Source organism: Micromonospora arida (genome assembly GCF_042873195.1).
Classification (GTDB): Bacteria; Actinomycetota; Actinomycetes; order Mycobacteriales; family Micromonosporaceae; genus Micromonospora; species Micromonospora arida.
In genome coordinates this window covers 511,421-523,356 of record NZ_JBIALC010000003.1, presented here as the reverse complement: position 1 = coordinate 523,356, position 11,936 = coordinate 511,421, and the positions used below count along the sequence as shown (strand labels likewise).

At 69.2% G+C, this 11,936-nt stretch carries 12 protein-coding genes; 11 read left to right on the top strand and 1 reads right to left on the bottom strand.

Going from position 1 to position 11,936, the window contains the following annotated elements; translation table 11 throughout:
- The first annotated feature begins 241 nt into the window (after positions 1–241).
- Together ACFYP0_RS13635 and ACFYP0_RS13630 are read left to right on the top strand one after the other, a co-directional pair.
- Positions 242–1,174: an ABC transporter ATP-binding protein gene (locus ACFYP0_RS13635; RefSeq protein ID WP_386995901.1), complete on the top strand. Its 933-nt coding sequence runs from the start codon at positions 242–244 to the stop codon at positions 1,172–1,174.
- Positions 1,175–1,440: 266 nt separating this feature from the next.
- The gene (locus ACFYP0_RS13630; protein ID WP_386995899.1) at positions 1,441–1,980 is read left to right on the top strand and encodes a hypothetical protein; all 540 of its coding nucleotides are present in this window, start codon (positions 1,441–1,443) and stop codon (positions 1,978–1,980) included.
- A gap of 21 nt (positions 1,981–2,001) precedes the next feature.
- Here the strand turns inward: ACFYP0_RS13630 and ACFYP0_RS13625 are convergent, their stop codons facing one another.
- Positions 2,002–2,238, bottom strand: a complete 237-nt coding sequence (locus tag ACFYP0_RS13625) for a flavin reductase (protein ID WP_386995897.1) — start codon at positions 2,236–2,238, stop codon at positions 2,002–2,004.
- Between the two features lie 268 nt (positions 2,239–2,506).
- Between ACFYP0_RS13625 and ACFYP0_RS13620 the strand changes: the two genes are divergently transcribed.
- From ACFYP0_RS13620 to ACFYP0_RS13580, 9 genes are all read left to right on the top strand, one after another.
- Complete coding sequence (locus ACFYP0_RS13620; RefSeq protein WP_386995895.1) at positions 2,507–3,295, top strand: helix-turn-helix domain-containing protein; 789 nt, start codon at positions 2,507–2,509, stop codon at positions 3,293–3,295.
- Positions 3,286–3,477 (top strand): DUF397 domain-containing protein, encoded by a 192-nt coding sequence (locus ACFYP0_RS13615; RefSeq protein ID WP_386995893.1) that lies wholly within the window; start codon positions 3,286–3,288, stop codon positions 3,475–3,477. The genes ACFYP0_RS13620 and ACFYP0_RS13615 overlap by 10 nt, the downstream gene beginning before the upstream one ends.
- Positions 3,478–3,822: 345 nt before the next feature.
- Entirely contained in the window at positions 3,823–4,611 is a 789-nt protein-coding gene (locus ACFYP0_RS13610) for an ABC transporter permease (RefSeq protein WP_386995891.1), read from the top strand.
- Positions 4,612–4,651: 40 nt separating this feature from the next.
- Positions 4,652–5,461 carry an ABC transporter permease gene (locus ACFYP0_RS13605; protein WP_386995889.1) on the top strand — a complete coding sequence of 270 codons (810 nt, stop codon included), beginning with the start codon at positions 4,652–4,654 and terminating at the stop codon, positions 5,459–5,461.
- Positions 5,462–5,525: 64 nt separating this feature from the next.
- Entirely contained in the window at positions 5,526–6,551 is a 1,026-nt protein-coding gene (locus tag ACFYP0_RS13600) for a YihY/virulence factor BrkB family protein (protein ID WP_386995887.1), read from the top strand.
- Between the two features lie 261 nt (positions 6,552–6,812).
- Positions 6,813–7,991 carry an ROK family protein gene (locus tag ACFYP0_RS13595; RefSeq protein ID WP_386995885.1) on the top strand — a complete coding sequence of 393 codons (1,179 nt, stop codon included), beginning with the start codon at positions 6,813–6,815 and terminating at the stop codon, positions 7,989–7,991.
- A gap of 133 nt (positions 7,992–8,124) precedes the next feature.
- A complete protein-coding gene (locus ACFYP0_RS13590) occupies positions 8,125–9,633 on the top strand; it encodes a sugar ABC transporter ATP-binding protein (RefSeq protein ID WP_386996038.1) in 1,509 nt (502 codons plus the stop codon).
- Entirely contained in the window at positions 9,630–10,757 is a 1,128-nt protein-coding gene (locus ACFYP0_RS13585) for an ABC transporter permease (RefSeq protein ID WP_355580240.1), read from the top strand. Before ACFYP0_RS13590 ends, ACFYP0_RS13585 begins: the two co-directional genes overlap by 4 nt.
- 97 nt (positions 10,758–10,854) lie before the next feature.
- On the top strand, positions 10,855–11,907 hold the full coding sequence (locus ACFYP0_RS13580; protein WP_386995883.1) for a substrate-binding domain-containing protein: 1,053 nt from the start codon (positions 10,855–10,857) through the stop codon (positions 11,905–11,907).
- The last annotated feature ends 29 nt before the right edge of the window (positions 11,908–11,936 follow it).

Sequence of the window (11,936 nt, the reverse complement as noted above, 5' to 3'; positions counted from 1 at the left end):
GGTGGCCCGCCGCCGGGGCTCGCTGCGGACCCATCAACGGGAGAGTTGGCTGGTCGGGCAGGTGGCGGCAAGCCATCGGGCGAGCTGATGGGCGACACGAAGGGACGATACACGTCGATTGGCTGACGGTGGGGCCTTGATCGGCGTTTCGTCCACGGTGGTACGGACACCGGGGTGATCGGCCGGTCGCCGGCGGATATTTGCGTGGAGGGCTGTCGGACCCGGCGGTTAGGGTCGGGCGGTGACTTCGGGGCAACCACTGATTCAGGCTCGTGGGCTGGTGAAGCGGTTCGGCGATTTCACCGCTGTGGACGGCATCGACGTCGAGGTTCGCTCGGGTGAGGCGTTCGGTTTCCTCGGGCCCAACGGCGCGGGCAAGTCGTCGACCATGCGGATGGTCGGCTGCATCTCTCCGCCCAGCGGGGGTGAGCTGCGCATCCTCGACATGGATCCGGTGGCTGACGGGCCGGCGATCCGGGCGCGTCTCGGGGTGTGCCCCCAGCTGGACAATCTCGATCCGGAGCTGACCGTCCGGGAAAACCTGACCGTCTACGCCCGCTACTTCGGCATCTCTCGCCGGGCGGCCCGGGAGCGCGCCGCCGAGCTGCTCGACTTCGTCCAGCTCACCGAGCGCGCCGACAGCAAGGTCGAGCCGCTGTCCGGTGGCATGAAGCGTCGGCTGACCATTGCCCGCGCGCTGGTGAACGATCCGGAGATCGTGCTGCTCGACGAGCCGACCACCGGGCTGGACCCGCAGGCCCGGCACCTGGTGTGGGAGCGGCTGTTCCGGCTCAAGCAGCAGGGCGTCACGTTGGTGCTCACCACGCACTACATGGACGAGGCCGAGCAGCTCTGCGACCGCCTGGTGGTGATGGACGGCGGCCGGATCGTCGCGGAGGGCTCGCCCCGTGAGCTGATCGAGCAGCACTCGACCCGTGAGGTGGTCGAGCTGCGCTTCGCCGCCGAGTCGCAGGAGCCGTTCGCCGGCAAGCTCGACGGGCTGGGGGAGCGGGTCGAGGTGTTGCCCGACCGGGTCCTGCTCTACGTGCCCGACGGCGACGCGGCGGTCGCCGAGGTCACCGCGTTGGGGCTCCAGCCGGCGAACGTGCTGGTCCGGCGCAGCGGCCTGGAGGACGTCTTCCTGCACCTGACCGGCCGCACCCTGGTCGACTGACGGGCCGAGAGGATCGTTGACGGCTCAGCCCTGCGACATTTCCGGCGTATCACCCCGGGCCCCGCTTGATCGACTCGGCTTCCTGGAAGTCGGGGTGATACGGCGGAGCGGACAGCCCGATTTCCTGAAGCCCGAGTCGATCAGGGAGTTGGAGCTTGGGAGCGCCGGGCCTCGGCGGGGCCCTGACGACTGGGTGGAACGCGTGCGACAAGTCGACAGGGGCGTCGTAGGGTGACCGACGGCCTGTCGTAACCCGGGGGAGTTTCATGTCTGATCTTGTGATCGCCAACCGACGTCAGGCCGGGCTCACCGCCCTCTACCTGGGTGTCTTCGCGATGGTCTGGTTCAGTGTGCCGGCGGCGGAGCAGCCGCTGCGGGCCCTGCTCGTGGTGGGCAGCCTCGTCGCACTGTTCACCGCCGTGCTGGGCGGTGTGCTGTCCTCCCGACTGCGGGGGGCCGGCAGCCCTCGGGACCGGGCCGCCGACCGCCCGTACGTGCTCATCGTCCTGGCCGAGTTCGCCGCCGCCGGGCTGGGTGCCGCCGTGCTGGTCGCCGCCAACTGGTCCGAGTACGTTCCGGTGCTGGTCTGTCTGGTGGTGGGCCTGCACTTCTTCCCGCTCGCCCCGCTCCTGCGGGATCCGCTGCTCCGCCCGCTGGGTGTCGCGCTGTGCCTGGTGGCCGTGGCGGGCCTCGTCACCGGCCTCGCCTCGGCGGTCTCGGCCGGGCTGGTGGTCGGCGTCGGCGCGGGAGTGCTGCTGCTCGGTTACGCCGTGCAGGCGCTGATCCGCGCGTACCGACCGGCCTGACCGGCTGGCGACGAGCACCGCTCAACGGGCTCTGGCCCAGGTGATGAATCGGTCGGTCAACCGGTCCCGACCGGTCTGGCCGGGGAGGTCCCCGGTCGCCTCGTACAGCAACGTGGCGAGGTAGATGAGCAGGCCGATCCGGTCCCCTCGGTACTCGCCCAGCAGTGCCAGGCGGGCCGGTGAGCAGGGCCACGGGGCGCCGCAGACCCGGCAGCGCCAGGACGGGCGTGCCGCTAGGTGTGGGCGGTACCGCGGCATCAGTGCCCGCCGCCGTGATGAGCCGAGCAGGTCAGTCGCACGAGGGAACCTCCATCGGGTGGGTGGGGAGCGCCCCGGGTCGGGGGTCACGGGGCGCTCCCGGCCTGGTTCCGCCCGCCGTCTGGATCCCGTGAGCGGTTCCGCTGCGTGACAGTCTGGTGAGGAACCGACTACGGTGGGAGGTTCCGCACGCCGACGACCAGCGCGTACGGCAATCGGCCCGGCTCGGTACGGGAATGTACGGGGGTTGTCCGTGGAGAGTTCGTCCATGCTGGAGCACTTCGCCGAGGAGCTGCGACTGGCCCGGGCCGTCAGTGGGATGTCGCAGACGGCGCTGGCCGAGGCGTTGAGCTATTCCGGGGCGTTGGTCGCCAAGGTGGAGACATCGGAGCGCCGGCCGAGTCTGGACTTCGCCCGCCGATGTGACGCCGTGTTCTCAGCCGACGGTCGATTCGAACGCATCCAGCGGCGGATCAGCCGGGAGGCCGTGGTGCCGTGGTTTCGCGACTGGGCCGGCATCGAGCAGGAAACCACAGCGCTGCGCTCGTTCGAGCCGCTGTGCGTGCCAGGCCTTTTGCAGACCGAGGGGTACGCCCGCGCGCTACTGACCGGCGGCGGCTTGTTCGCGGCAGACGAGGTCGAGCAGCAGGTGGCAACCCGGCTCGACCGTCAGAGACTGCTCACCCGAGACCGGCCTCCGCTGCTCACTGCTGTGATCGACGAGCACGTGCTGCGCCGATCTGTCGGTGGGCCGGGAGTTATGCGCGAGCAAGTTCAGCACCTTGTGAAGCTCGGCACGGCGTTTCCGAGGGTCCGAATCCAGGTAGTGCCGACTCCCGCTGGTGCTTACGCTGGACTCGGAGGGCCGTTCGTGATCGCAAGCTTGTCGCAGGGGGAGGACCTTGTCTATCTCGCCGGACAGCGTCACGGGCAGGTCATCGACCGCGCCGAGTACGTCCGGCAGATGGTCGAGGTGTGGGAGTCGATCCGCGGTGAGGCACTATCGCACGGGCAGTCCCTCGATCTCATGGCGGAAGTGGCGGAGACATGGATTTAACCGGTGCCCGGTGGCGCAAGAGCATTCGTAGCGGCCCGGATGGCGGCAACTGTGTGGAGGTTGCCGGCAACCTGCCTGGGCTGGTGGCCGTGCGCGACTCCAAGGACCCGACCGGCTCCGTGCTGCTCTTCCCGCCTGACGCGTGGCGCGCGTTCGTCGGGTCCGACTCTGTCCGCCGGTAGGTAGCGCTTAGTCTCCGGCTGCTTGATCGGGCGTCCCTACCCATCGAGTCATGTGCCGATTGGCGACCGTCTCTGGTCACCGCGCTGGCGGCCGCTCGGCCTAGATCCACTCGGCTTTCAGGAAATCGGGGTATCGGGGCGGCTCTGACACCGCGACTTCCTGAAAACCGAGTCGATCAGCGAGCGGAGCCAGGGCGACGCGGCGACCCGCGCGACGGGGCGACCCGCGCGACGCGGCGAAACCCGGGCGACACGTCGGCGGGGTAGTCGTAGGGTGACCGGCGGTCTGTCGTACCCCGGGGGTAGACAGGTCGTGGTGGCCGGCGCGGTGGGCGGGGTGATCGGGTGAGTGTGACGGGATCGGCGCGGTTCCCATGGGTGCCTGCGTATGCGGTGTTCGAGCACTACCTGGTGGGTCTGCGGCGCACCTGGCGAGCCGGGGTGTTCTCCTCGTTCCTGCTGCCGGTGCTGACCGTCCTCGGGTTCGGGGTGGGCGTCGGTGCCTACATCGACCAGGGCGTCGGCGGGGTGCGTTACCTCGACTGGTTGGTCCCCGGGCTGATCGCCTCGACCGCGCTCCAGGTGACCGTCGGCGACTCGACCTGGCCGGTGTTCAGCAACTTCCAGTGGGTCAAGACCTACTTCGCGCAGGGCGCGTCGCCGCTGCGGGTGGGTGACATCGTGGCCGGGCACCTGGCCTTCGTGCTGTTCCGGGTGCTCACCACGATTGTGGCGTTCCTGCTTGTCACCGGGCTGTTCGGGGCGTTGCGGTCGCCGTGGGCGGTGGCCACCCTGCCGGTTGTGGCGTTGCTCGTGCTGGCCGTCGCCGCGCCGACCTTCGCGTACGCCGCGTCGGTGTCGAGCGACAGTTGGCTGGCGATGCTGTTCCGGTTCGCGGTCATCCCGATGACGCTCTTCGCCGGGGTGTTCTTTCCGGTCGAGTCGTTGCCCGAGGCGCTGCGCTGGCTGGCGTACGCGACACCGTTGTGGCACGCCGTGGCCCTGTGCCGCGCGGCCACGCTCGGCGTCGCCCCACAGTGGTCGATCGTCGGGCACCTGCTCTACCTGGCCGCCTGGGCGGTCGCCGGCTGGTTGCTGGCGGTGCGCGCGTTCCGTCGCAAGCTCGTCGTCTGAAGAGCAACTCGTCGTCTGAAGAGCAAGCAGAGAGGGTGTCGTGGTCACGCTGATCCTGCCCCGGCTGGTCGACGTCTCCGCCGCGTCCCGGCGGTCGGCGTCGGTGGTCGGGCGCAACGTCGCGGCGCTGAAGTCGGTCTACTGGCTGCTGCTGCTCTCCGGCTTCGTGGAGCCGCTGCTCTACCTGCTCTCCATCGGGGTGGGCGTCGGCGCGCTGGTCGGCGACCTGCCGCTGCCCGACGGGCGGCTGGTCTCGTACGCCGAGTTCGTGGCCCCGGCGATGCTGGCCTCCTCGGCGATGACCGGGGCGCTCGCGGAGACCACCTTCAACTTCTTCGGCAAGATGAAGTACATGAAGCTGTACGACGGGATGATCGCCACCCCGGTACGGCCGTTCGAGATCGCCGTGGGCGAGTTGGGTTGGGCGATGCTGCGGGGCAGCGCCTACTCGGCGGCGTTCCTCGGGGTGATGGTCGCTCTGGATCTGACCAGCGTCGGCCGCGCGTTGGCCGCCCTGCCGGCTGCGGTGCTGGTCGGGTTCGCGTTCGGGGCGCTCGGCATGGCGATCTCCACCTTCATGCGCAGCTGGCAGGACTTCGACCTGATGGGCTCCGCACAGTTCACGCTCTTCCTCTTCTCCGGCACCTTCGTGCCGGCGCAGGCCTACCCGACGCTGCTGCACTGGCTGGTCGAGGTCACCCCGCTGTACCGGTCGGTGCACCTGATCCGTGGGGTCGCGCTGGGCGGCGGTGGCTGGGTCTGGGTGCTCGACGTTCTCTACCTGCTGGCGATGGTGGCGATCGGCCTGTACGTGGCCTCTCGCCGGATGGGCAGGTTGCTCTACAGGTAGGGGTTATGCGCGCGCGTTCACGGGGCATGTCCGGAGGTGACACCACCGACGAAGAGGAGGGGCGATGGCCTCGGACGAGTCTTCCGCCCAGCGGGAGCGGGAGCATGATCCCGCGAACGCTCCGGTCGGGCCCGACGCGGGGCCGGACAGCCCCACCGATCTGCCCGGCAGCGGTTGGAAGGCGGCTCTGCGCCGGACGGTCCGCGAATTCCAGGACGACAGCCTGACCGACTGGGCCGCGGCACTGACCTACTACGGGGTGCTGTCCATCTTCCCCGGCCTGCTGGTGCTGATCTCGATCCTCGGCCTGCTCGGCGAGAGCGCTACCGAGGGCGTCAAGGACACCGTCAACCAGGCGGTGCCGAACGACAGCATCCAGGAGATCATCGAGGGTGCGATCGACACCGCGGGCCGCAACGGTGGCCTGGCCAGCATCGCGGCGATCATCGGTCTGTTGGCCGCGTTCTGGTCCGCCTCTGGTTACATCGGCGCGTTCATGCGCGCCTCGAACACCATCTACGACGTGCCGGAGGGGCGGCCGATCTGGAAGACGCTCCCGATCCGGCTCGGCGTGACCGCGGTGGTCGGGGTGTTGCTGCTGGTCAGCGCGGTGATCGTGGTCTTCACTGGGCGTCTCGCCGAATCGGTCGGTGACGTGATCGGGTTGGGCTCGACGGCGGTCGCGGTGTGGGACATCGCGAAGTGGCCGGTGCTGCTGATCCTGGTCAGCCTGATGTTCGCGATCCTCTACTGGGCCTCACCGAACGCGCGGCACGGCGGCTTCCGCTGGGTCAGCCCGGGCGGGGTGCTGGCCGTGGTGATCTGGTTGGTGATCTCCGGCCTGTTCGCCTTCTACGTGAGCAACTTCAGTTCGTACGACAAGACGTACGGGACGCTGGCCGGCGTGATCATCTTCCTGGTCTGGCTCTGGCTGAGCAACATCGCGATCCTGCTGGGGGCCGAGTTCGACGCCGAGTTGGAGCGGGGCCGCGCCATCGAGGCGGGTCACGACGTCGACGACGAGCCGTACGTCGAGCTGCGCGACGACCGCAAGCTCCGCAAGAAGCGAAATTCTGCCGGCCGTCGCTGACGGCCCCGCTCGAATCGCCCCGCCACCGAGGATCGGCTGGCGGGGCGTTTGCGTGTCCGTCGATGGAACTGCTGGCGAGGGGACGCGGGCGGTCCGTGATCCTTTCCTTGATCGACTAGTAGCTTTTGTTCTTTCGGACAAAAGTTGGTCTCGGAACGGCTGAAGCTCTGGACAGGCGGCGTGGAACGCTCTTACTGTGTCGGACACAACACATCGACATTGCGTCGATGTGAACGCTGCCAAAGAAGAGGGGGCACCCGGGTGCGCACCGTCGACCCCCTACACGTGCGCCTGTTGCGCCTGCTCCGCGACGAGGGCGCCGTGTCCCGGGCCGAGCTGGGCGACCGGCTCCAGATGCCGCGTCCGCGCATGCTGGCCGAGCTTGATCGCCTGGTCGCGCTGGGCTACGTCGCCGAGGCAGGGCTGGCCGCATCTCGAGGCGGACGTCGCTCGACGCTTGTCGAGCTGAACCCGAAGCTTCGCTTCGCCGCCGTCGACCTCGGCGCCAGTTCGATAGACGTCGAGGTGGTCAACGGCCGCCTCGAACCGGTGGCCCACTACGCCGAGGCAGCCGACATCCGCAACGGCCCGAAGGTGACCCTGCAACGGGTCAACGAGTTGCTGCACAAAGCCCGGGTCGACGGCGCGTACGAGCGACTGGACGCGGTCGGCGTCGGCGTACCCGGCCCGGTCAGCTTCCGCGACGGCGTTCCGGTCTCACCACCGATCATGCCCGGCTGGGACCGGTTCCCGGTGCGTGAGCTGCTCAGCCGGGAGCACGGCTGCCCGGCGGTGGTCGACAACGACGTCAACATCATGGCGATCGGCGAGCGGCACGGTGGGGTCGCCCACTCGGTGGACGACTTCCTCTTCGTGAAGATCGGCACCGGCATCGGGTGCGGCATCTACCTCACCGGCGAGGTCTACCGGGGCACCGACGGATGTGCCGGCGACATAGGGCACATCCAGGTCGACTCGCACGGTCCGATGTGTTCCTGCGGCAACGTCGGTTGCCTGGAGGCGCTGTTCAGCGGCGCCGCGCTGGCCAAGGACGCCGCAGCCGCCGCCCGCAGTGGCACGTCGCCGGCGCTGGCCGAGCGGCTGGCGCTGCGCGGTGTCGTCACCGCGCTGGACGTCGCCGAGGGCGCCGTCGAGGGCGACGTGACCTGCATCCAGTTGATCCGCGACGGCGGACGGCGGGTCGGCGGAGTGCTCGCCGGCCTGGTCAGCTTCACCAACCCGTCGATGATCGTGATCGGCGGCGGGCTGGCCCAGCTGGGCCACATCCTGCTCGCCGAGATCCGCAGTGTGGTCTACCGCCGATCACTGCCGTTGGCCACCGGCAACCTTCCCGTCGTCCTGTCCGAGCTGGGCGGCCGTGCCGGCGTCGCCGGCGCGGCGGTGCTCGCGAGCGACGTCGCCTTCGGGGAAGCCGCATGAAGCTGTTCGAGATTCCGTCGTGAGCGAGGAGGAGACTGTGGCTCTGCCCGAGGATGACCCCGCCACCGCGTCGGCCGAGGCCGTCGCCGAGGCGCCGCTGGTCGAGGCTCCCGCCGACACCGTCGCGGGCGAGGTGGTCCTGCGCCTCACCGACCTGGTGAAGACCTTCCCCGGCGTACGCGCGCTCGACGGCGTGCAGCTGGAGGTGCGTGCCGGCGAGGTGCACTGCCTGCTCGGGCAGAACGGCGCGGGCAAGTCCACCCTCATCAAGGTGCTCGCCGGGGTGCACCAACCTGATTCCGGGCAGGTCGAGTGGCGCGGTGAGCCGGCCACGTTCGCCAACCCGCAGGCCGCCATGAAGGCGGGCATCGCCACGATCTACCAGGAGCTCGACCTCGTCGAGGATCTGTCGGTGGCGGAGAACGCGTTCCTCGGGCACGAGTACCGCAGCTTCGGTTTCGTCCGGCGTGGCCGGATGGCCCGACACACCCGCCAGATCCTCAGCCGGCTCGGCCACGGTGAGATTCCGCCCGGGCGGATGGTCCGGTCCCTGCCGGCGGCCGGCAAGCAGATCGTCAGCATGGCGCGGGCGCTGTCGCACGAAGCCCGACTGATCATCATGGACGAGCCGAGCGCGGTGCTTGCCCATGACGAGGTCGGCAACCTGTTCCGGATCATCCGAGAGCTGACCGCGCAGGGCATCGCCGTCATCTACATCTCCCACCGCTTGGAGGAGATCCGCGAGATCGGCGACCGGGTCACCGTACTCAAGGACGGCCGGACCACGGCGGCGAACCTGCCGGCGCGCGACACCCCGACCCGCGACCTGGTGAGCCGGATGACCGGCCGCACCATCGAGTACGTCTTCCCGGACCGGCCGAACGACGACTCCGCCGGTGCCGACCTGCTCCAGGTGCAGGGGTTGACCCGCACGGGCGAGTTCGCCGACGTGTCGCTGAACGTGCGTGCCGGGGAGATCGTGGGCATCGCGGGGCTGGTCGGCTCCGGTCGTTCCGAACTGCTGGAGACGATCTACGGTGCCCGCCTCCCGGAGGCCGGCACGGTGCAGATGAACGGAAAGGTCCTGCGGCCCGGCGTCGGCGCTGCGGTCCGCGCCGGGATGGGAATGGCCCCGGAGGAACGCAAGAGCCAGGCGCTGCTGCTCGGCGAGCCGATCTACCGCAACGTCACGCTTGCCACCTTCGGCCGGTACGCGCGGCTCGGCTTCACCGACGCCGCCAAGGAACGCGCCGAGGCGGACCGGATCGCGGAGACCCTGGAGCTGCGGCCCCGGGACGTCGACCGGCCGGTACGCACGCTGTCCGGCGGCAACCAGCAGAAGGTGGTGGTCGGGCGTTGGCTGCTCGGCGGCACCAAGTTGCTGCTTCTCGACGAGCCGACCCGGGGCGTGGACGTGGGCGCCCGGGCCGAGCTCTACCAGGTCATCCGGGCGTTGGCCGCTCAGGGCGTGGGGGTGCTGCTGGTCTCCAGCGAGGTGCCCGAGGTGCTGGGTCTGGCCGATCGGGTGCTGGTGATGCGGGAAGGGCGGGTCGTCCGCGAAGCCGCGGCCGGCGAACTCGACGAGAACACTGTGCTTGACCTCGTGATGGCGGGGTCCTTGATGGAAGGCGCACCGGCATGAGCGACGCGACTCCCACTCCCACCGCGACACCGGAGCGCCCGCAGCTTCCGGCGCAGTCGCCTCCGGTGGATCCGGCGGAGACGGCGGTGGCCAGCGATAAAGCAGGATCCGGGGGCAAGCTCTCGTGGTGGCGGGGTGACGGTGGCGACGGCGCCAAGCGCAACCTCGGTCTGATCGGGGTGCTGGCCGCGCTCATCGTGGTCGGCGCTGTCACCAAGCCCGACCTGTACGGCGACCCGAACTGGGTCTGGAACAACGTCCTGGCCATTCTCCAGTTGGCCTCGGTCGTCGGCGTGGTCACGGTCGGGATGACCTTCGTGATCATCGGTGGTGGCATCGACCTGTCGGTCGGCGCGATCGTCGCGCTCGCCGGGGTCTGGTGCACCACTGTGGCCACCCAGAGCTACGGCGCCGGCGGCATGATCTTCACCGCCCTCGTGGTCGGCGTCTGCGTCGGCCTCGTCAACGGTGTGCTCATCTCGTACGGGCGGCTGGTCCCCTTCATCGCGACCCTCGCGATGCTGGTGGCCGCGCGTGGGCTCGCGGCGTCGATCTCCAACAAGCAGACCCAGGTGTCGAGCAGCACGTTCATCAACGACATCGCGGCGCGCAAGGTGATCGGGATCCCGATCCTGGTCTACATCCTCGGCGCGGTCGTGCTGGCCGGTTGGGTGGTGCTCAACCGCACGACCTTCGGCCGGCGGACCATCGCCGTCGGCGGTAACCCGGAGGCGGCCCGGCTGGCCGGCATCAACGTCCGGCGGCACACCATGCTGCTCTACGCGCTCTCCGGTCTGTGCTGCGGTATCGCCGCCATCATGCTCACCTCGCAGGCGACCTCGGCGCAGGCGGCGATGGCCAACCTGTACGAGTTGGACGCGATCGCCGCGGCGATCATCGGTGGGACGCTGCTCAGCGGCGGCCGGGGCACGATCGTCGGTTCGCTGCTCGGCGTCATCATCTTCGCCACGATCACGAACCTCTTCGCCATCAACGGCCTCTCCATCGAGGCGCAGAACATGGTCAAGGGCGGCATCATCGTCGCCGCCGTCCTGGTCCAGCAGTTCCAGTTCAAGTCCGTCACTCGGCTCCTCGCGCGGAACAGGGTCACCACCGCAACCTGACGCACCGCACCGTTGTCCTGGCAACGTCGAGATCTTCGACGGTGGCCGGGCCTCGCACACCCTCAATAAGTCACATCCCGCTCCCAGGAGGTCATTCATGACCCAGCACAGTCGCGACCTGTCGCGCCGCCGGTTGCTCTTCGGTGGAGCCGCAGTGGGCGCTGCCACCCTCCTCACTGCCTGCACCAGCAACGAGACCCCGGCCGCCAGCACCCAGACCAAGGCCGCCGGAAACAGTGAGGGCAACAACGCCCCGGGCAAGAAGGTCGTCATCGGCTTCTCCGCCCCGGCCGCCGACCACGGCTGGATGGGCGCGATCCACGCCAACGCCAAGGCCCAGGCCGCGGCCTACTCGGACGTGGAGTTCAAGGAGGTCGACGGCGGCTCGAACTCCGAGGCCCAGCGCTCGACGCTCGGCACCCTGATCGCCCAGAAGCCGGACATCATCGTCGTGCTGCCGCACGACGGCAAGGAGGTCAACGCCGTTGCCCTCCAGGCGATGCAGGCTGGCATCCCGATCGTGAACCTCGACCGGGCGTTCCCCGACGCGCTGGCCTCACGGCTGGTCATCAAGGGCGACAACTACGGCATGGGCGTCTCGGCCGGGCACTACATCGGCAAGATCCTCAAGGACAAGGGTGTCGCCAACCCGGTCATCGGTGAGATCGCCGGCCTGGAGATCCCGCTGACCGTCGAGCGCAGCGAAGGCTTCAAGGCCGCCCTGGCGACCTACGGGTTCACGGTGGAGAACCGCCGTTCGGCCGAGTTCACCTCGGACAGCGGCCAGCGCGAGGCGGCCCAGCTGCTCCAGGCGCTGCCGAAGATCGACGCCATCTGGAACCACGACGACGACCAGGGCATCGGTGTGCTCGCGGCCATCAAGCAGGCCAACCGGTCGGAGTTCTTCATGGTCGGCGGCGCGGGCTCCAAGCTCGCGATCGACGCGATCAAGGCCGACAACAGCGTGCTGAAGGCCACTGTCACCTACAACCCGTCGATGGCCTCCTCGGCGGTCTCGCTCGCGCGGCTCATCGCGCAGGGTCGGGGCCTGGGCGACCTGACGGAGCTGCAGGTGCCCAAGGAAGTGACCCTGGCCTCGGAGACGATCACCAAGGAGAACGCGAGCAGCTACGACAAGCTCGGGTTCTGACATACCGGGGGGAGACCCACCTTGTCCAC